Genomic DNA, 20,642 nt, shown 5'->3' with positions numbered 1-20,642 from the left:
GTAATACTACAAAAGATGAGAGTCATATAATTGTTTTTTAAAAACAGAAGGGGTTACCCCTTTTATCTCTTTAAACTTTTTATTAAAATTGGACAAATTATTAAATCCGCTATGATAAGAAGCCTCCTGGATTGTCATTTCTTTATGTTTAGCCAATAAACGTCCTACATTCTCAACTCGTATAGTAGTTAAAAACTGAAAAAATGTTTTATTCGTTCGCTGCTTAAAATATCGACAAAAAGCATTTGGGGTCATATTTGCTACCTCTGCAACTTCTTTGAGCGTAATTTCTCTGTGAAACTCATCCATCACCAATTGAAATACAGAAGCCATTCTATTCCCCTCATTATCTGAGTACATTTTTTTTGATATAAAAGAAGAAATCGGCTCAATGTCCGCTGCATTGATAAGGTTCAGAACGTTCAAGAAAATCATAAACCTTCCCATTTTTGTCTGCTCCTCTTTCAACTGTACAAACAATGCTTTGAGCGTCTCTTTTTCTGAAATAATTTTCATCCCATATAAAGAATTCCTAAAAAAACTAGAAAAATCGTCAAATTCAGGTAGCTCAAAAAAGTCAGTCCCAAAAGATGCTTTAGTAAAAAAAACAGAAATCATATAAGACTCCTGACCTGATGGCTCACTCTTAAGTACATGAGGAACATGACTACCGAAAACCAAGATATCTCCAGTCTGATAATCAGTAATAGCATCTCCTACAATAACACTACCTTCTCCTAAAATGATACAAGAAATCTGAATTTCTTCATGTTGATGAAATTTATCATAGAAAACCATTTCTTTATCCTCCTGAACAATCAAAGTATCCGTAGACCCTTTAGGTATTTTAAATGGTAAAGCCTTCATACGTATTCTAAATATAAGACGATATTACTCATAATTATTAAATAATTACACATTTAGGGTAATATAACATCATACATGGATAATTTATACCTAATCAAGCCTTTATAATCATAATATCTTTGACACAAATAATGATTCGAATGAAAATACAATGGAAAGGGGTAATGCCTGCCGTTACCACAAAATTCACCACGCAAGACACCTTAGACCTTGATATGTTTACTGTAAATATAAATGCACAATTAGAAGCAGGGGTTCATGGAATTATTCTGGGAGGTACACTAGGAGAAGCAAGTACATTAAGTACAGAAGAAAAAAGTACTCTTATAAAAACCACAGCATCTATAACAAATAATAAGGTGCCGGTAATTATGAATATTGCCGAACAAACAACAAAAGACGCCATTAAAGCAGCTCATCAGGCAGAAAAGGATGGAGCAAATGGTCTTATGATGCTTCCTCCAATGCGATATAAAGCAGGAGAACGGGAAACCATTACGTATTTTAAAGAAGTCGCTACAAACACTTCTTTGCCAATTATGGTATACAACAACCCTGTTGATTACAAAATAGAAGTAACCTTAGACATGTTTGAAGAACTCTTAAAAGAAGACAACATTCAGGCAGTTAAAGAGTCTACCCGGGATATCTCCAATGTTACCCGGATCAAAAACCGTTTTGGAGATCGGTTAAAAATCTTATCTGGAGTAGATACGCTTGCTTTGGAAAGTTTATTAATGGGTGCAGATGGATGGGTTGCCGGACTTGTTGATGCCTTCCCAGCAGAAACAGTTGCCATTTATGAATTGCAAAAAGCAGGAAGAATACAGGAAGCTTTGGCTATCTATCGTTGGTTTCTTCCATTATTAGAGTTAGATATAAATGCTAAATTAGTACAAAATATAAAACTGGCAGAAGTTGCTACAGGCATTGGAACAGAAAATGTTCGTGCTCCAAGACTTCCGCTTATAGGAGAAGAGAGAGCAAATGTGCTGGACATTATACAAACAGGAATCAATAACAGACCTATACTCCCTGATTATAAAAGTTTGCAGGAACCCATTATTTCTTAAGATCTAAGCATATTACAATTCCAGGTCTGAAATAATTTTTAATTGAGAAGACTATGAATACTAAAACCCCTCTATATAACCAAATATAACAAAGCATGATAACCGGACATAACTATATAGGACATCAAAGAATCGCATCGGGGAATACCACTTACAAAACGATCAACCCCAAACTCAATATAGAAAACCCAACAGTTTTTTATGAGGCAACAGAAGAGGAGATCGAAAAAGCGGTTTCTTTGGCAAAAGACGCATTTCAACATTTCAGAAATTTCTCAGGAGCTAAAAAGGCTAGCTTTCTAAATGCCATTGCAGATGAGATACTGGCATTGGATGAACTCTTACTAAAAACTTATATGGCAGAAACCGGTTTACCAGAAGGGCGTGCCAAAGGAGAACGAGGAAGGACTATTGGGCAACTGCGTTCTTTTGCTGATTTGGTCAGTGAAGGATCATGGGTAGAGGCTACAATTGATACAGCAGCCCCTGAAAGAACCCCTATCCCAAAACAAGATATCAGAAAAATGCTGGTGCCTTTGGGACCTGTAGTTGTTTTTGGTGCCAGTAATTTCCCCTTAGCATATTCTACTGCAGGAGGTGATACTGCTGCAGCCTTTGCTGCAGGATGCCCTGTTATTGTAAAGTCACACCCGATGCATGCTGGAACCGGAGAACTTGTGGCTATGGCCATTCACAAAGCAGCGCAAAAAACCGGAATGCCTGAAGGGGTATTTTCCAACCTCAACAGTAGTGGTATTGAAGTAGGCGTTCAGCTAGTAAAACATCCAGCGGTAAAAGCTGTTGGTTTTACAGGAAGTATTCAGGGGGGTCGAGCCTTATTCGATCTCGCATCACAACGCCCTGAACCTATCCCTGTATTTGCAGAAATGGGAAGTATTAACCCGGTACTTCTCCTCCCGGAAGCTGCAAGCTCCAAAGCAACAACGCATGCCAAAACATATGCCAGTTCAATCACATTGGGAACAGGTCAGTTTTGTACCAACCCTGGACTTATTATTGGAATTAAAGGAGCTGCACTCGATCTTTTTATCAAGACCCTTTCTGAAGAAATTATACAGATAAACCCCTCTTGTATGCTACATCCTTCTATAATTGGCAATTACGAAAAAAACAAACAACAACTAATTGCACAACAAGGTGTGACAGTTACAGCAGAATATCCTCATGAAACGGCTGTAAATCACGCCAGACAAGCAGTAAGTGTAGTAAAAGGAGAAACTTTCCTAAATACCCCTTCCCTACAGCAGGAGGTATTCGGTCCTTTTTCTCTAGTAATTTCCTGTAGTACCAAAGAAGAGATGGAAAAAATCATTTCTTCTTTAGAAGGACAATTAACAGGAACTATTCTTGCCGAAGGTAATGATGCCGTACAATTTGAAGCTGTAATCGAAGCTTTAAAAAACAGAGTAGGAAGAATTATCTTTAACGGTGTTCCTACCGGGGTAGAAGTTTGCCCTTCCATGCTACATGGAGGACCATATCCCGCTTCTACAGATAGTAGATTTACAGCAGTAGGAGTCCATTCTATAAAACGTTGGGTTCGTCCTTTCAGTTACCAAAGCTGGCCGGATCAATTATTGCCCGATGCTTTAAAAAACAGGAACCCATTGGGCATTACAAGAACTGTAAACAATCAACAAACAACAGCATCGCTATAAAAAATTCTATATGCGCTATTTATTCCTGATTCTATTTGGGTTATTAATAACAGGGTGTAAGCAGCAAAAAACGCCTGATACATCGACCGTTCTAACTCAATTAATAAATGAATATGAAAACCATAAAGGATATGATACCCATACATATCCTTTAGGGCTCTATACCAAAGAGTATTATCAGTCTGAAGCCTCTTTTGCTCAGGAATTACTAGAAAAACTCGCTAAAATCGATCAGAAAAAACTGAACGAAACTGAACGTATTTCTGCTCAACTCCTTCGATTTATCCTACAGGAACAAATCGATTTTTATGCCTTTGAGAGGCACCTAAACCCATTACTCTCAGATTCCGGTTTTCATATCAATCTTACATTTCACATCCGACCTTTGACCAATCTGGAGCAAACTAAAAAATATCTCGATAAATTACAGGCAATACCTACTTATATTGATCAACATCTAGAAAATTTACGTGCTGGATTGAAAAAAGGAGCCTCACAACCCAAGGTTATTTTTAAAGGATATGAAGCTTCATATAACGATCAGATCGTAACAACCTACCAGAATAGTCCTTTTTATACTCCATTTACTTCCCTTCCCGAAACGATTCCTTCGGCTCAGAAAGATTCTATTCTACAGGTTGCCAAAACTATAATAGAAACCAGGGTAATTCCGCAATTCAAAAGAGTAAAAGCTTTTTTTGAGACAGAGTACCTACCTAAAACCCGAACAACGTTGGGAGTTTCCAAAACACCTAATGGAAAAGCTTTCTATCAGAACCGAATTAATTACTATACAACCAGTGATCAGTATACTGCAGATGACATTCATAACATTGGATTAAAAGAAGTCACTCGTATAAAATCCGAAATGCAAAAAATTATCGACTCTCTAGAGTTTAAAGGCAGTTTTTCTGACTTTCTGACCTTTCTTAGGACTGATGAACAATTTTATGCCAAAACTTCCAGAGAACTATTAATGATTGCCCGGGATATTTCAAAACGTGCTGACGAACAACTTCCAAGGTTTTTTAAAACCTTACCACGAAAGCCTTATGGAGTAGCTCCTGTCCCCGCTTCCATTGCCCCTAAATATACGGGAGGAAGATATATAGGAACCTCTAAAAACAGTACGGATCCCGGATATTATTGGGTAAATACTTATGATCTTCCCAGCAGGACTTTATACACCCTTCCTTCATTGACCGTACACGAAGCAGTTCCCGGTCATCACCTACAAGGAAGTTTAAACAATGAATTAGGAGACAGCATTCCCCAATTTAGAAAAAACCTTTATTTATCTGCTTATGGAGAAGGTTGGGGGCTCTACAGTGAATTCCTTGCCGAAGAAATGGGAATTTACACCACCCCCTATGAACATTTCGGAAAACTAACTTATGAAATGTGGAGAGCATGCCGTCTAGTGGTAGATACAGGGATTCATGCCAAAGGGTGGACTAGAGAAGCTGTCGTAGCTTTTCTCCAGTCCAATACTGCACTATCTCTTCATGAAATACAAACAGAGACGGATCGCTATATTTCATGGCCTGGACAAGCATTATCTTATAAAATCGGAGAGCTAAAAATTAGGACTCTTCGAAAAAAAGCAACAGCAGCCCTTGGTAGCGAATTTGATATCAGGGAATTTCATGAAGTAATCCTGCAACAGGGAACCGTAACTCTCTCTATCCTCGAACAGCGGATTATGGAATACATCAAAAAACACAGTAGTAACAATGAATAAGAAACATATCTATAAGTGCATTGACGCGCATACTTGCGGAAACCCTGTCCGAGTGGTCACCACTGGAAGACCTGATCTCAAAGGGGAAACTATGAGTGCGAAAAGACAACATTTCCTCAAAGAGTATGATTGGATTCGAAAAGGACTCATGTTTGAACCTAGAGGGCATGATATGATGAGTGGAAGTTTCCTGTTTGAACCACACGATCCTACAAATGATTTTGCAATTCTATTTATAGAAACCTCTGGATGTCTGCCTATGTGTGGTCATGGTACTATTGGAACCATTACCATCGCTATAGAAGAAGGGCTAATTACACCTAAAATTCCTGGTAAAATTAGAATGGAGGCTCCAGCAGGATTAGTTGAAATTGATTATCAACAAACCGGAAATAAGGTAGATTGGGTAAAATTGACTAATGTATCCTCTTATCTCGCAGCAGAAGATCTAAGTATTGATTGCCCGGAACTTGGAGAACTCATCTTTGACGTTTCCTATGGAGGGAATTTTTATGCCATTATCGATCCACAACCAAACTTTGAAGGAGTTCAGGCATATACTGCCAGCAAACTTATTCAATATGCTCAATTGATACGTGACCGTATTAATACCAAATATCCTGATCAGTTTATTCACCCCGACAATGAAACGATTAGAGATGTCTCTCATATTTTATGGACCGGGACCCCTATAAACCCTTCTTCTTCTGGAAGGAATGCTGTATTTTATGGAGATAAAGCAATCGATCGTTCCCCTTGTGGAACAGGAACTTCTGCTAGAATGGCGCAATTATATTCCAAAGGAAAATTAAAAAAAGGGGAAGAATTCATCCATGAAAGCTATATAGGTTCTAAATTTATAGGACGAATTAAAGAGGAGACAACATTGGGTACTACCAAAGCCATTATCCCTAGCATACAAGGATGGGCACGTATCTATGGTCACAACACCATTAGTATAGACGAAAATGACCCATATGCATTTGGTTTCCAGGTAATTTAACATTCTTAAATCAAAAAAATTGAAACACTGTATCATTATAGGAGGAGGAATTATAGGGTTGTGTAGTGCTTATTACTTGCATAAAGAAGGACATCAGGTAACCATTATTGATCAATCATCAGCTACTACCGGAGCGTCATATGTCAATGCCGGATATCTTACCCCCAGCCACATTATCCCATTGGCAGCTCCTGGAGTAATGAAAAAAGGAATTAAATGGATGTTTAATCCTACCAGTCCTCTATTTATCAAACCCAGGATGCAAAAAGATTTCATACAATGGGCTTGGGCTTTTAATAAGTCCTGCACACAAAAAAATGTCTCCAAAAACGTCACAGCCATTAAAGACATCAACCTCTTTAGCAGCGAATTATACTCTGACATAAAAGCAGACGAACAGTTTAATTTTCATCTGGAAAAAAAAGGGTTACTCATGCTTTGTCAAACAGAAAAGGTTCTGGAAGAGGAAACACGTATGGCAGCTATTGCTAGGGAAGAAGGGCTTCCGGTAACATCACTGTCACTTGAAGAGATAAAGAACATCGAACCCGAAATATCAATTGCTGCACTAGGTGCATTGTTATATCGATGCGATGGACATACAACACCACAAACATTTATGGAAGAGATGAGAACCTACCTAACCAATGTAGGAGTCAATTTTCTATTGAATGAAAAAGTTACTGATATCATTACTAATAAAGAGTCTATCTCTTCTGTAGTCACTTCCCGACAATCCTACAAAGCAGATGAATATGTATTAGCAGCAGGATCCTGGTCTCACCTGCTGAGTAAGAAACTGGGATTAAAAATTTTGTTGGAAGGAGGCAAAGGATATTCTATTAACTCGACAAGAAATCTAGGAATAAACATGCCTGCTATTTTATGCGAGGCAAAGGTCGCTGTGACCCCTATGCAAGGGTTTACTCGTTTTGCAGGTACTATGGAGATCGCAGGAATTAATCACGATATTAATCCAATACGGGTACAAACTATTGCTAATGCTGCCAATAGGTACTATCCGGAGATTCAGCTAATGCCAGAAGAAACTGCCAAAGCTTCTTGTGGACTACGCCCTGTTTCCCCTGACGGTATGGCCTACATAGGAAAATCCGAAAAGTGTTCAAATCTGACTATCGCCACAGGGCATGCAATGATGGGATGGAGTATGGGACCTGCAACCGGAAAACTTGTATCTGAGATTATTTCCGGTCAAAAAACATCTTTGGATCTGTCTGTTTATCATCCAGATCGCTCTTTTTGAAAAAATCAATAAAACAAAAACAAATTCTTTTTAGTATACCATTATGAATGCATTAGGAATCGGTGGATCTACCATAGAAATTGAATTAAATGCCATACAACCAAGCGCACATCTTGTCCCCTCTATCCAGAAAGAAGAGTTCCAGGATAGAATACAGAAGGCTTGCCTCCTTATGAAAAAGCATCAGGTTCCCGTCCTTTATCTACACGCAGGAACCAATCTGTATTACTTTACAGGTATGCGATGGTCCCCTAGTGAACGATTAATGGGAGCATTTTTATTCCCTGATGGAAGTCTCCATTATATAGGTCCTCGCTTCGAAAAAGGAACAATTATGGATTTCATGATGATTCGGGGAACTGTGCATTGCTGGGAAGAACATGAAAATCCATATGAATTATCATTGAAAATCTTGCAAAAAAAAGGATACTCCGAAGGAAAAATCGCTATGGATGAAACAACTCCCTTTTTTGTCATTGATGGATTTATTCAATTACAGTCCTCTTATCAACTTATGAATGCCAAAGTGATTACCGCAGGATGCAGAATGACAAAATCCCCTGCTGAGATTGCTATTATACAGGCAGCTATGGACATCACTATGAAAGTTCAGAAAGCTACTGCAAGTATATTAAAACCAGGGATCAGTAGTAAGGAAGTTACAGACTTCATTAATGAAGCACACAAACGATATGGCATTGCTTCCGGTTCTTATTTTTGCATTGTTCTATTCGGGGTAGATTCTTCTTTTCCGCATGGGGTAAAAGCTCCTAAAAATCTGGAAGAAAACGATACTGTTCTGATCGACACCGGTTGTATTTTGAATAACTACATTTCAGATATTACACGAACTTATGTCTATGGAACTATTAGTGATGAACAACGAAAAATATGGAATCTGGAAAAAGAAGCACAATTGGTCGCTTTTCATGCAGCACAATTAGGGCATCCCTGTTCTCATATCGATATTGCTGTGAGAAAGCATCTCGAGAAAAACAAACTAGGACCTGACTACAAATTACCTGGATTACCACACCGAACCGGGCATGGCATTGGTTTGGATATACACGAATGGCCATATATTGCTAGACATGAAGACAGCATATTAACACCTGGAATGTGTTTTAGTAATGAACCTATGATTTGTGTTCCTTACAAATTTGGTGTTCGCTTAGAAGATCATATATACATGACTGAAGACGGTCCTAAATGGTTTACTAAACCTGCACATTCTATTGATGATCCCTTTGGGCTAGCATTGTAGGAATAGTCAACTTTCTTACATAAAGTTAATTTTAGACCTAACCCAGAAAAATTTCAATTTCTAATATCGATTAAAACATTCTTTTTTTAAAAGAAAAAGAGGAGCTTCTTTCTGCTCATAAACCAACATAACTATAAAATTCCTGTTTGCTTTTTATAAAAAGCATCCTGCTGTTTCTTCATCAGGTCTCTTGTTATTTTTTTCTTATATGCATAGAGTTCTTCTTCTTCCGCAATATCCTGATACACTTTATCATTAATTGTATGATCCGTCGCTACCAAAACAGTACGTTGGTTTTTCTTCTGATCCACCCATGATTTCACTTCCTGTTCCCTATCTTCTACTCGATAATCGTATTCCCCACGGGCACTAATCAATTTTGCAAAAATAGGAGCAGTTTCTATAGCTAAAAAGAGTAAAAAAATAAAAAACGAAGGGAACCAAGGAAGTTTCCCTAATGCTTCAATACGAGCCATAAGCCCGTCAAAATTATCAATAACCGGTTGAGAAGCAGCAACTACTTCCTGATATTCTACTGCCAATGCTTCTTTTTTTTCTTCCAGTGTTTTTATCCTGGCTGCTGTGGTTGTTTTCAGTTCTTTCAACGCCGCAAGAGCAGCATCATGTTTTTCTCTTTTTTCTTTATAAACCGGTCCTTTGCCTATCTTTTTAGTCCCTTTTCTTCCTTCAGCTTCTGCAATATAAGTATCATATAATGCATTGACTGCTGCTTCTTTGGTTTCTACAGTTGTCGTTAATGCTTTTATTTCTTCATTCAACGCTTCAACCTGAGGGGTATATTGAGTTTGTATCTGTTCTTTATTTGATAAGGTATAGTCATTTTTTTGCTCTAACAATACTCTGTCAATTTCCTTTTCAAATATTTTTAATTCTAATGGTTTGGAAATAACAATTGCAATAATAACAGCTAAAATAAGCCTGGGAACAGCTTGTAAAAACTCTCGTATAAACCGGTCTTTTTTCTTAATAGTAGATACGATAAATCGATCTAGATTAAAAATAAGTAACCCCCAAATTAATCCAAAAAAGATTGCTGTAAGGTATGTATCAAATACAGTATATAGTGCATAGGCTGCTGCTATAAATGCCATGACTGCGGTAAAGAAAACTGTGGCTCCAATCCCGACATATTTGTTTTGCTCTCCGTGAGAACACTCTGATAATATTTTTTCGTCTGCGCCAGCGCATAAAATAAAAAATCGTTTTAGCATGATTGAGGTTTTTTGATTGAATGTATATATAGAACGTTGATTGTAAGTAAAATGTTACACATTGTTTATAACTCTATACTGCTCTTCTTGTTCTATGTATATAAATAGTATCTATATTTCTTTAGAGAGGATATCTTTTCTCACTTTCTTATATTTTTTTAAAAACCGATTCTACATTCAATCCACCTATCAACTACAAATATGATTGTTTCTATTATGGAAAAAACAAATATCATAAAACCGATATCTGAGCTTGTAAAACGCAAAAAAGTGTTTGAGTATTCAAACACTTTTTATACCGCATTGGTTATTCTATAATTCTATTGATTAGATTTTTGGTGGAGGGGGTGGAGGAGGAATATTTGGAAACGCCTCTGATTTCTCCTTTTGCTCCTTCGTCATTGCATTATATATCATCTTCATATAATTTGTTTCTTTCTCCTTTAAGATTATTCTTTGTCTCTCTTCAATCCTTTTATTAATTTTCTTTGCCCATCTATTAAAGCTACTCACCATCTTTGCAGTAACTTCTCCTTTTCGAACAAGTGGTGGCGGAGGTGGAGGGGGAACATCAGGAAAAGGAATTGCTTGTCTCTTTTGTTCTTCGCTCATTTGTCCATAAATTCTTCGCATTTCTTTCAACTCCTCTGACTTTATAATCACTCGTCTTCCTTTTTCCTGTGCTTTTCTGATATTTTTTGCCCATTTGTTATAACGGGCAATCATTTCTGCTGTCACGCCTTGCAACTCTTCAGAATGGAGTGTTTTTTTTCCCTGTTTTACTACTGGAGCAAAAGGGTCAGAAGCAATGGTCTCCTGATAATTAAACAATGTCATACTAATCCCCATAATTGGAATCATCATTAGCAGCCGTAAGACCGCTCTTCTTTTTGAAAATGAAGTTTTCATCATTTGTAATCGTTTTTTTGTTAATGAATAATTGATTTCGCTCATTATCGCAGTGTGATTAAAACTGATCGGATAGTTAATGAGCAATTGTTGATATTCCTGTACAGATGTCTGTCGGTCAATGACAGCCTGATCTGCCAGAAATTCATGATTTAGTTTCATCGCTCTTTTGACCCAAAACCATAATGGATTGAACCAAAAAATAACTTGAAACATTTCTACAAACAGAATATCTACGGTATGTCGTTGTCTTACATGAGTTTCTTCATGAAGTATAATTTCTTTTGGAATTTCCTGATTTACATAGGCTTCTTTCGAAAAAAAGACGTATCTCAAAAAGGTAAAAGGAAGGATCTTTCTGTCCACTAATACGCTAATAAAAGTGCTATCATTCCTTTTTTCACTATGCCGGATTTGTTGTTGTAAGTGCCATAAATTTCGAATACACCGAGTTCCAAATATCAATACTCCTACAATATATATACTCCAAATCAATAGCCTAACTAATTCCTCTGTTCCCTCCTGATATCCTTCTTCTACTTTGGTTTCTCCAACAGGAGTCTCCTGAATTAATTGAGTCGTTTCCACATCTGATACGGTATATGATATGGTAATTAACGGAATAATGTATGCTATAAAAATAGTAACGAGTAAATACCAACGTTTGTATCTATGTATTTTTTCCTTTTCCAGAAATAACATATAAAACCCCCAAAAGAGTAACAAGCATAGAGTTGATTTTAAAACATATAGTATCATTTCTTCTTTTTTTCGATTTCTTGATCTACAATTTTTCGCAATTCTTCTAATTCGGCAGTGGATAAATTTGTCTCCGAGGTAAAGAAAGAAGCGAATTGGGAAGCTGAATTATTAAAAAAATTCTTGATCAAACTATTCACATGTGTAGAGAAGTAGGTTGTTTTTTCAACCAGGGGGTAATATTCTCTTGATTTTCCATATAAAGTATATGCTACAAAACCTTTATCAGCCATCCTCTTTAGCAAAGTAGCTACTGTAGTCGTTGCTGGTTTAGGCTCTGGATATTCCTCTAATAAATCTTTCATAAAAGCTTTCTCTAACTTCCACAAATATTTCATCAATTGTTCTTCTGTTTTTGACAACTTCATGCTCTACATTATTAGAATTAACTCTACAAATGTAGAACAAAAATAATACTTTACAAAAAAATAGCCCACTTTTAAGAAAGGCGGGCTACTTTTATATAAAAATTCAATTCGAAAAAAGATTATTTTTTAACAATCATAAAAACTTCCGATCTGCTTTTCGAATGGATCTTAACTATATAATAGCCACTCGTTTTTGTTTTCTCTCCCAACACAAATTTAGTTGGACTTGCTTTATAAAATTGTCTATTAATCTGTTTTCCATACATATCATACACACATATTTCTACGGGAGCTTTCTGTAACTTAGATAGATCTATTGTTGCGTATTTTGTATAGGGATTAGGATATGCATGCATCTCTAACCCACAGCTTTCGTTTATTGCCGTATAATTCCTTCCTGTACGTATTGGCGCCCCTGCAATAGAATTATATGCATACTCTTTTATTGTATATGACAATCCATCAATTGCCACTGTGAGATAGAACCATCCATAATGTACCTCCCCATTGATACTAAAAGTAAACCCAACATATCCGGATTTGCCTTTCCAGGTATCATATGACGAAGAAAAGATCGTATAACTATGATTCTCAGGTGTAAAATTACTAGCCTTTCCTATATCGATACCTTCTCCCAGAAAGCTCACATAATTAGTCCCTGTTTCACATACAATATCTTTGTTATAAGTAACTAATGATAGTTCTCCTCCTGAAACCCAAGCCCCATAATCTCTGTTATCCCCTATTTCTATTTTAAAAAATTCCCAATTTGAAGTAGTATTCACCACAATATCATTAATATCTACGAAAACAATATTTCCTGTAGCATTACAAGGTTCACAATACAACCCACCACAATCAATTCCTGTTTCATCTCCATTCTGAATACCATCTGTACATGTTGCTGTACTTGCCTCTACAACAATAACACTATAATCTTCGGCTTCATCTCCTCCTGTCGTATTGCATGGAGTAGGTGCATCCCACCAATGATACCGAATGCGTAACCTTGTCTTTCCCAACTTAGCGGTGGTAGGTACAATTACTTCTGCCAGTCCGATTCCTGCTCCTCTTGGCTTCATTAAGACCTCTTCTCCCGGATCTGTAAAATCTCCGTCCTGATTCCAGTCAATCCATCCTCCAACTACATTTGCTCCCCAATTAGGAGTACTATAATAAGGAGTTACTATCAACCTTTCTGCCTCTCCCTGAACAATCGTGGCTGCAATAGCTGTAAAATCAGAATATGTACTATTACCACTTGTATTATTAATCTCTCCAAAAGTAACATTACTGATATAATTAGTTCCTTGATTTCCTGCTATGCAATACGGTGTAGTAGAACATGGAGAACAAGACCCTCCACAATCAATTCCTGTTTCATCTCCATTTTGTATCCCATCATTACAAGAAGGAGTTGCGACATCTCTTACTTTACTTCCTGCTTTAATTCCCCCAAAGGGTTCCGTACTATACGCATAGTCTAATAAAGTATATGATGTGCCATCGGCATTTACCCGTACCCGAAACCATCCATAGTTTGTTTTTCCTGAATATAACTCAAATTGAAACCCTATATACGCTGTTTTACCATCCCATTGGGTATAGTTAGCATTTCGAATGACATGTAAATCCGGATATGCTCCCCCATTCACCCAGTTATTTTTAGAGTCAATCATAGCACCAGAAACTAATGGTTCGGGATATAGACTTCCCGGAAGACAAATCAATGCTTTTGTATACGTTTCTAATTTTAAAGCATTATTCTCAAAAAAAGTTCCATAATTATTTGTTTCTGCCCCTTGTAAAACAAAATAAGTCCATGTAGTGCTTGCATTCGCAGTATAATCAGGATTATCCACATACACTACCTCGAAAGGATCATAGAACATGAAATCAAATGATACCTTGGCTGAATTCAAAATACTTACTCCTCCATAAATAATCGCATCCTTCAGGGTGATATTTCCCTTCAGGTTATCAAGACTTGTATGTTTACTGGCTTTTCCGCTATATCTGACTCGTAATTTTTGATTCGTGATTACAGAAATAGACGTAGTGATTCCCTGCGGAGCTATTGATGAAAAATGAGTCCCCTCTACAAGTGCTCCCGAAGATAATGAAAAACTCCCTCCTTGTATTTCAATATCATAATACACTTCTGCTAACGATCCATTATTAGACACTGCTTCTTCTACAGTATTATTAGAAGCAACCAACGATGCCCCTTTAAGATCCACTCCTGTTGCTATTAAATTCGCTGGTTGCCATAACGGTCTTCTCGATGGGTGCTCTAAAGCCGCTAACATTCTATTTACTTGTCCGATCGTAAACATCTTAGCACAGCCAGATGCTGAATCATATCCCATGTAATTTTCATAGTTAATTAGATTTCCGCATTCACTGGCTCCTATAGTACATCCCTTATCTCCAGAATTGGAATCCTCTGTTGGCGTATCACTAACATAATCCCCATTTGGGTCATTACACCCCCCTTCAAATGTATGGATCAGATTTAACCAATGTCCAAATTCATGAGTAAACACAGATGCAAATTCTTTATTTGTATTACCGTGCAGATATTGTCCGTTATACACAACTCTAGCAATATTCTGATCCGACATACTAGTATTTGGATACCAGGCGACCCCTGAGTTATTAGAAGCTCCATCTCCATATAAGTCGCCAGTAATGTACACATTCATATACTTATAGTTATCCCAACCATCTGCTGCCACAATCGGGCTGCCATAATTTCCCATTCCTGATGCTTCTGGATGTATAATTACTCCATTGGTACTTCCTCCATTAGGATCAATTTTTGCTAATGCAAATCGAATATTCAATATGGATTTTCTTCCATCAAATACCGGATCTATACTATTGAAGTCATCATTAAGCCCATTAAAATCTTTATTTAATGCTTCTAAAGCTCCGTGAATTGTGTTATAATCTACTGTTTTCCCATGTTGTATTTTCCCATACACATGGACTACTACAGGAATGGTATAGGTCATGCCCCTTTTTTGGAGACCAATTCCTTCTTGCACAAGTCCTTTTGTTTTTTTATTAAAGGCATCATACTCTGATTGCGCAGCAGGATTTTGAGAAAAAGCTACTGCATTTACCTCACTTGACTTACATTTTCTAGCATCGACAGATGTCTGTTGTCCCAGACATATAATGGGTATATACAATACTAAAACTGTTAGTACAGCAATTCGAATTTTCATAATAAATTGAGTTTATGTTATTAGTTATTTCAAAGTAAATTCAAATCACAACAATCTGATAACTATATAATAACCAAAGCATATACTATTCTACCTCTCTTTATTCTAAAAAATACTTACGGCTGGTTTCTCTTACAAAACAAAAAAGCACCTTGATTATCAAGGTGCTTTTCTACATTATTTTATTACTTTATTATTTACTTAGCGCTGTAAAATACTTATAGAACAATGGAATTGTTTCAATTCCTCTCAGATAATTAAAGACTCCAAAATGCTCATTCGGGGAATGAATAGCATCACTATCCAATCCAAACCCCATTAAGATGGTTTTACTCTTTAGTTCTTTTTCAAACAAAGCTACTATTGGAATACTTCCTCCTCCTCGCTGAGGAATTGGAGCTACTCCAAAAGTATCTTTATAAGCGTTACTCGCTGCCTGATATCCTATATTATCAATAGGAGTAACATACCCTTGTCCCCCATGGTGTGGAGTTACTTTTACAGTAACTGCTTCTGGAGCAATCTTCTCAAAGTGATCCTTGAACAGCTGGGTAATTTCTTCCCAATCCTGATTCGGAACTAATCGCATCGAAATCTTAGCATATGCTTTACTAGCGATAACAGTTTTTGCTCCTTCTCCTGTATATCCTCCCCAAATTCCATTCACATCTAATGTCGGACGGATTGAATTACGTTCATTAGTCGTATATCCTTCTTCTCCGTATACAGCCTTAATATCTAATGACTTCTTATACGCATCTAATGAGAAAGGAGCTTTTGCCATCTCTGCTCTCTCTTCTGTTGATAATTCTTCTACCTTATCATAGAATCCCGGAATTGTAATACGATTATTTTCATCGTGTAATGATGCAATCATTTTGGTCAGAATATTAATCGGGTTTGCTACTGCTCCTCCGTACAATCCACTATGTAAATCTCTATTCGGTCCGGTTACCTCTACTTCTACATAACTTAATCCTCGCAATCCAGTGGTAATAGAAGGAACATCATTAGCAATCATCCCCGTATCACTAATCAAAATCACGTCATTACTTAATTTCTCCTGGTTTCTCTCTACAAACCATCCCAGGCTCTTACTTCCTACTTCTTCTTCTCCTTCGATCATAAACTTAACATTACAAGGTAACTGTCCAGTTTCTGTCATAAATTCCAGAGCTTTGACATGCATATACATCTGTCCTTTATCATCACATGACCCACGACCAAAAATAGCTCCTTCGGGATGAATCGCTGTCTTTTTTACTACAGGCTCAAACGGGGGACTATCCCATAATTCTATCGGATCTGCCGGTTGTACATCATAATGCCCATACACAAGTACGGTTGGCAATGCCGGATCTATTATTTTCTCCCCATATACAATAGGGTATCCAGGAGTTTCACACAATTCTACCTTATCACAACCTGCTTTCTCCAAGCTTTTTTTAACCGCTTCTGCAGTTCTGATTACATCTTTTTCAAAAGCTGAATCCGCACTTACTGACGGGATTCTTAATAGCTCCATCAGTTCATTAATAAAGCGGTCTTTATGTTCTCCTACGTAGGATTTTATATTTTGCATTTGCCTATTTATTTTTTTTCTAAAAGTACTAAAAATGATTTATTCCGGATACTAGACAAAAACCTTCTTATACTCATTTTTTTTACTCCCATAGCACACTCATTATCAGTACCGTCTTAAAAAAGATTTATTTTTTTCAAAAAAAGTTTTCAAAATCCTTTGAGATCATGAAGTATTACTTATATTTGCACTCGCTTTTACAAATGTTTTTATTTGCTAAGCGATATTTATTGCGGGCGTGGTGGAATTGGTAGACACGCTAGACTTAGGATCTAGTGCCGCGAGGTGTGAGAGTTCGAGTCTCTCCGCCCGCACAAGACAAAAGCTGACTATTTAGTCAGCTTTTTTTATTTCAATATAACAATCAATCTGCCCTACACCAAAAAAAAACCATAATCTCTTTATCACCCTCTTTCTAACTTTCGCTAATCGCACATAAGTTTAAAACCGATCACACTCGACCCTACTTCCCCTAATCAACAATCCAGCACAACGAAAAGACAGTTCTAAACAACAACAATATCAATCTTCCCTTCACTAAATACCTTACAAGAAAAAACAGACCAGACATTCTATTTCAACAACTAAAAAAAGCCATTAAATACGCTAAAAAGAACATCTTTGACCTTTTAAACTTTTCCTTAAAAAACACTTAAACAACACCAATCTCCCATCTCACTCTTCCTCCTTATCAAAAATTATTTTTCGATGTATTCCTTTTTTAAAAAACCTATAAAAACAAAAAAGACTTACAATTGAATTGTAAGTCTTTTTTTGCTCCCCCTCTTGGGCTCGAACCAAGGACCCTCTGATTAACAGTCAGATGCTCTAACCAACTGAGCTAAGGAGGAATTTCATTTGCAATCCGCTAATGTATTTCCGTTTTGCGAGTGCAAATATAGAACCTTTTTTGAATTGTAAAAAACATTTTTACTATTTTTTTTAAAAAAAGTTCTTATTTAAAAATTGCTCGATAGATATCATTTCCATTAGCGAATAACAGCAACGCGATTAACAACACAAAACCAACCAATTGCGCATATTCCATAAATTTATCATTCGGTTTTCTCCCTGTAATCATCTCATACAATAAAAACATAACATGCCCTCCATCCAATGCAGGAATAGGCAGAATATTCATAAATGCCAAAATAATAGAAATAAAAGCTGTTGTCCCCCAGAAAGCTTTCCAGTTCCAGGCTTCAGGGAATAAATTTCCTATTGCCGCAAAACCTCCTACCTGAGTTGCTCCTTTTTTAGTAAACACATATTTAAACTGTGCTATATAATCGTGTAGTGTCCAATATCCCAATTCGAATCCCTGACTAATACTTTCTCCTAGCGAATAGGCCTTCTTCTGCACTTCATAATCTCTTCCAAAAGAAATTCCTATTATCCCTTCTTCATCCGGGGTAATGGTTGCTGTTTTTTCAATCCCTTCTCTTTTATATGTAAGAGTTATGGGCGTTGTTTTAATACTATCTTTAGCCCTGGCTTCAAAATAATCGCTCATATATGCTACAGGAGCTCCATTTGTACCTGTAATAATATCTCCTACCTCTAATCCTGCCTTATCTGCCCCTGAACCTTCCTGAACTAAATCTATCTTAGCATCTCCTATTGGCGAAAAAGGAGTCAACACTCCTGTTTCAAACATTTTTTTACCAATATCATCAGGTATCGTAATCGTTTCCATTTCTCCATTTTGATGCAACACTTCAACTGTCTTTACATCTCTCAAAAATAGGTATGCATTAATTCGAGTCATATCTTCCAACTTCTCTCCATTTGTCTTCAGAATACGATCTCCATCCTGAAATCCATATTCTTTAAACGATTCTGCTACCTTAAACCCTTTAGGCATATCTGCTACTCCTACATAATTACTCCCCCAGGTAAAAACAATCGCCATATAAATAAGAAAACCAAGAATAATATTCACTGTGACTCCTCCTAACATAATAATTAGGCGTTGCCAAGCTGGTTTTGATCTAAACTCCCATGGTTGTGGAGGACCCGCCATTTGTTCCTTATCCATACTCTCATCAATCATTCCAGCAATCTTTACATACCCTCCAAGTGGCAACCACCCGATTCCGTATACTGTTTCTCCTATTTTTTTCTTAAACAAAGAGAACTTAACATCAAAAAACAAATAGAATTTTTCCACCCTGGTCTTAAATAGTTTTGCTGGGATAAAATGCCCCAATTCATGCAGGATAATAAGAAAAGATAAGCTTAACAATAATTGTATTGCTTTTACAAAAAATGGACTCATATCGGTCTATGTTCAAAATTTAAATCACGCAAAAGTAACCTTTTAGTACTGCTTATGAAAGAAATCTAAAGAGTGGAACGAATCTTTTAATGATTTTTTAGCAAAAACTGGTCGTACTAATAAAACATTCCTCGTAATTTTGCAGTATTAAATTACTCATATGCTTCGTTTTTTTTCCAGATATAAGTTTTTTGGAATTGTTCTTTTGGTACTTTCTGCAATTATCATTTCTATTATTTATTCTATTCTAAAGCCTACACCGGTTTTACCTATTTACGAACCAGAGATGGTCAACACGGAATTAGTAGACAGCACCGTACAACACATCAGAAAGTATCATAAAATCGCTCCTTTTTCCCTTACCAATCAAAATGGAAAAACCATTACAGAAAAAGAATATGATAATAAAATATATGTAGCAGATTTCTTTTTTACCACCTGTCAATCCATTTGTCCAGTTATGACAGGACATATGAAAAAAATTCAGGACGAACTCATGAATGACGCTTCTGTCTTATTACTATCTCATACAGTTACCCCTGATATTGATACTGTTGCCCAATTAAAGCGATATGCTAAAAGAAAAGGGGTCAATGACACCAAATGGAACCTGGTTACTGGTGACAAAAAGCAGATTTATAATCTAGCCAGAAAATCGTATCTGGCAGCCAAATCTAATGGAGATGGAGGTCCTTATGATATGATCCATACAGAAAATTTTATTTTAGTAGACACCAAAAAAAGAATTCGTGGTTTTTATGACGGAACAGATGAGGAAGAAATTGATCGGCTTTTGGACGATATTGAAATCCTAAAAAAAGAACAGTGATTACATCCCGGAGAACGGAACTTCTACTGGCGTTTCTCCTTTTGATATCAAAAAATCTCTTACCGCATAACCAGTCCCGGCAGGCCAATACGTCACTTCTGAAAAAGGAATGATTTTATAATCATCCAACTCTTCATTAAGATTGATCTTTCCACTGACCCTAACATGATACACTAGCAGTATTTGATTCATTCTATAAAACGGATAATGCCCAACAAAAGAAACTAATTCTCCCATTACTCCTAATTCTTCCTGAACCTCTCTAAGCACTGCCTCATCAGGGTGCTCATTCCTCTCTAAAAAACCAGTAATCAATGCATACCAATCCTCTGGCCACTGCGTATTATGAGCTAATAAAATCTGTCTTTCTTCATATTCTACTATTGCAGCGACTACCGGAGTTGGATTACCATAATGCACGAAGTTACAGTGATCACTGGAACACGCTAAATACTCTTCTTCAAATACTTCTAATGGGCTTTGACAGCTAGGACAAAATTTATACACTTCTCTCATGCATCTTTACTTAGCAATTACACTTCTTATGCGCAAGATAGCATT

Annotated in this window: 15 protein-coding genes and 2 tRNA genes; 8 read left to right on the top strand and 9 right to left on the bottom strand. The window is 36.8% G+C overall.

Going from position 1 to position 20,642, the window contains the following annotated elements; all coding sequences use genetic code 11:
- Positions 1–6: 6 nt before the first annotated feature.
- Entirely contained in the window at positions 7–867 is an 861-nt protein-coding gene (locus ACFSTE_RS01895) for an AraC family transcriptional regulator (protein WP_378258192.1), read from the bottom strand.
- A gap of 140 nt (positions 868–1,007) precedes the next feature.
- Between ACFSTE_RS01895 and ACFSTE_RS01890 the strand changes: the two genes are divergently transcribed.
- The 6 genes from ACFSTE_RS01890 (at position 1,008) to ACFSTE_RS01865 (ending at position 8,891) form a co-directional block, all read left to right on the top strand.
- Positions 1,008–1,940, top strand: coding sequence for a dihydrodipicolinate synthase family protein (locus ACFSTE_RS01890; RefSeq protein ID WP_378258191.1), 933 nt, complete (start codon positions 1,008–1,010; stop codon positions 1,938–1,940).
- 95 nt (positions 1,941–2,035) lie between these two features.
- Positions 2,036–3,619 (top strand): aldehyde dehydrogenase (NADP(+)), encoded by a 1,584-nt coding sequence (locus ACFSTE_RS01885; RefSeq protein WP_378258189.1) that lies wholly within the window; start codon positions 2,036–2,038, stop codon positions 3,617–3,619.
- Between the two features lie 10 nt (positions 3,620–3,629).
- Positions 3,630–5,360 (top strand): DUF885 domain-containing protein, encoded by a 1,731-nt coding sequence (locus ACFSTE_RS01880; RefSeq protein ID WP_378258187.1) that lies wholly within the window; start codon positions 3,630–3,632, stop codon positions 5,358–5,360.
- Positions 5,353–6,363, top strand: coding sequence for a 4-hydroxyproline epimerase (locus ACFSTE_RS01875; protein WP_378258185.1), 1,011 nt, complete (start codon positions 5,353–5,355; stop codon positions 6,361–6,363). The genes ACFSTE_RS01880 and ACFSTE_RS01875 overlap by 8 nt, the downstream gene beginning before the upstream one ends.
- A gap of 19 nt (positions 6,364–6,382) precedes the next feature.
- The gene (locus ACFSTE_RS01870) at positions 6,383–7,627 is read left to right on the top strand and encodes an NAD(P)/FAD-dependent oxidoreductase (protein WP_378258183.1); all 1,245 of its coding nucleotides are present in this window, start codon (positions 6,383–6,385) and stop codon (positions 7,625–7,627) included.
- A gap of 43 nt (positions 7,628–7,670) precedes the next feature.
- A complete protein-coding gene (locus ACFSTE_RS01865) occupies positions 7,671–8,891 on the top strand; it encodes a M24 family metallopeptidase (protein ID WP_378258181.1) in 1,221 nt (406 codons plus the stop codon).
- A gap of 131 nt (positions 8,892–9,022) precedes the next feature.
- Here the strand turns inward: ACFSTE_RS01865 and ACFSTE_RS01860 are convergent, their stop codons facing one another.
- From ACFSTE_RS01860 to ACFSTE_RS01840, 5 genes are all read right to left on the bottom strand, one after another.
- Positions 9,023–10,123 carry a DUF4407 domain-containing protein gene (locus ACFSTE_RS01860; RefSeq protein WP_378258179.1) on the bottom strand — a complete coding sequence of 367 codons (1,101 nt, stop codon included), beginning with the start codon at positions 10,121–10,123 and terminating at the stop codon, positions 9,023–9,025.
- Between the two features lie 327 nt (positions 10,124–10,450).
- Positions 10,451–11,791 (bottom strand): M56 family metallopeptidase, encoded by a 1,341-nt coding sequence (locus ACFSTE_RS01855; protein WP_378258177.1) that lies wholly within the window; start codon positions 11,789–11,791, stop codon positions 10,451–10,453.
- Complete coding sequence (locus ACFSTE_RS01850) at positions 11,788–12,159, bottom strand: BlaI/MecI/CopY family transcriptional regulator (protein WP_176027835.1); 372 nt, start codon at positions 12,157–12,159, stop codon at positions 11,788–11,790. Before ACFSTE_RS01850 ends, ACFSTE_RS01855 begins: the two co-directional genes overlap by 4 nt.
- Positions 12,160–12,278: 119 nt before the next feature.
- Positions 12,279–15,392, bottom strand: a complete 3,114-nt coding sequence (locus ACFSTE_RS01845) for a M43 family zinc metalloprotease (protein WP_378258175.1) — start codon at positions 15,390–15,392, stop codon at positions 12,279–12,281.
- Between the two features lie 193 nt (positions 15,393–15,585).
- Positions 15,586–16,974: a dipeptidase gene (locus ACFSTE_RS01840; protein WP_176027837.1), complete on the bottom strand. Its 1,389-nt coding sequence runs from the start codon at positions 16,972–16,974 to the stop codon at positions 15,586–15,588.
- A 232-nt stretch (positions 16,975–17,206) separates the two neighbouring features.
- On the opposite strand from ACFSTE_RS01840, the gene ACFSTE_RS01835 reads away from it, so the two are divergent.
- Positions 17,207–17,288, top strand: a tRNA-Leu gene (locus tag ACFSTE_RS01835).
- 463 nt (positions 17,289–17,751) lie between these two features.
- Here the strand turns inward: ACFSTE_RS01835 and ACFSTE_RS01830 are convergent.
- A tRNA-Asn gene (locus ACFSTE_RS01830) sits at positions 17,752–17,825 on the bottom strand.
- A 104-nt stretch (positions 17,826–17,929) separates the two neighbouring features.
- Positions 17,930–19,252 (bottom strand): RIP metalloprotease RseP, encoded by a 1,323-nt coding sequence (gene rseP / locus ACFSTE_RS01825; RefSeq protein ID WP_378258172.1) that lies wholly within the window; start codon positions 19,250–19,252, stop codon positions 17,930–17,932.
- 160 nt (positions 19,253–19,412) lie between these two features.
- Between rseP and ACFSTE_RS01820 the strand changes: the two genes are divergently transcribed.
- Positions 19,413–20,081 (top strand): SCO family protein, encoded by a 669-nt coding sequence (locus ACFSTE_RS01820; RefSeq protein ID WP_176027839.1) that lies wholly within the window; start codon positions 19,413–19,415, stop codon positions 20,079–20,081.
- Here ACFSTE_RS01820 and ACFSTE_RS01815 read toward each other — a convergent pair whose 3' ends face one another.
- On the bottom strand, positions 20,082–20,597 hold the full coding sequence (locus ACFSTE_RS01815; RefSeq protein ID WP_378258170.1) for an NUDIX domain-containing protein: 516 nt from the start codon (positions 20,595–20,597) through the stop codon (positions 20,082–20,084).
- Positions 20,598–20,642 lie beyond the last annotated feature (45 nt).

Origin of the sequence: Aquimarina hainanensis, from assembly GCF_042684685.1 — a bacterium.
Taxonomy (GTDB): domain Bacteria; phylum Bacteroidota; class Bacteroidia; order Flavobacteriales; family Flavobacteriaceae; genus Aquimarina; species Aquimarina hainanensis.
Note: the sequence above shows the minus strand (reverse complement) of the source record. Positions and strands in the feature narration are given on the sequence as shown.

What these genes read in the sequence shown, in the direction of transcription:
- ACFSTE_RS01845 (WP_378258175.1), bottom strand. Translation starts at nt 15,392, where the DNA reads ATGAAAATTCGAATTGCTGTACTAACAGTTTTAGTATTGTATATACCC.
- ACFSTE_RS01840 (WP_176027837.1), bottom strand. Translation starts at nt 16,974, where the DNA reads ATGCAAAATATAAAATCCTACGTAGGAGAACATAAAGACCGCTTTATT.
- rseP (WP_378258172.1), bottom strand. Translation starts at nt 19,252, where the DNA reads ATGAGTCCATTTTTTGTAAAAGCAATACAATTATTGTTAAGCTTATCT.
- ACFSTE_RS01895 (WP_378258192.1), bottom strand. Translation starts at nt 867, where the DNA reads ATGAAGGCTTTACCATTTAAAATACCTAAAGGGTCTACGGATACTTTG.
- ACFSTE_RS01820 (WP_176027839.1), top strand. Translation starts at nt 19,413, where the DNA reads ATGCTTCGTTTTTTTTCCAGATATAAGTTTTTTGGAATTGTTCTTTTG.
- ACFSTE_RS01815 (WP_378258170.1), bottom strand. Translation starts at nt 20,597, where the DNA reads ATGAGAGAAGTGTATAAATTTTGTCCTAGCTGTCAAAGCCCATTAGAA.
- ACFSTE_RS01860 (WP_378258179.1), bottom strand. Translation starts at nt 10,123, where the DNA reads ATGCTAAAACGATTTTTTATTTTATGCGCTGGCGCAGACGAAAAAATA.
- ACFSTE_RS01850 (WP_176027835.1), bottom strand. Translation starts at nt 12,159, where the DNA reads ATGAAGTTGTCAAAAACAGAAGAACAATTGATGAAATATTTGTGGAAG.
- ACFSTE_RS01865 (WP_378258181.1), top strand. Translation starts at nt 7,671, where the DNA reads ATGAATGCATTAGGAATCGGTGGATCTACCATAGAAATTGAATTAAAT.
- ACFSTE_RS01885 (WP_378258189.1), top strand. Translation starts at nt 2,036, where the DNA reads ATGATAACCGGACATAACTATATAGGACATCAAAGAATCGCATCGGGG.
- ACFSTE_RS01880 (WP_378258187.1), top strand. Translation starts at nt 3,630, where the DNA reads ATGCGCTATTTATTCCTGATTCTATTTGGGTTATTAATAACAGGGTGT.
- ACFSTE_RS01875 (WP_378258185.1), top strand. Translation starts at nt 5,353, where the DNA reads ATGAATAAGAAACATATCTATAAGTGCATTGACGCGCATACTTGCGGA.
- ACFSTE_RS01890 (WP_378258191.1), top strand. Translation starts at nt 1,008, where the DNA reads ATGAAAATACAATGGAAAGGGGTAATGCCTGCCGTTACCACAAAATTC.
- ACFSTE_RS01855 (WP_378258177.1), bottom strand. Translation starts at nt 11,791, where the DNA reads ATGATACTATATGTTTTAAAATCAACTCTATGCTTGTTACTCTTTTGG.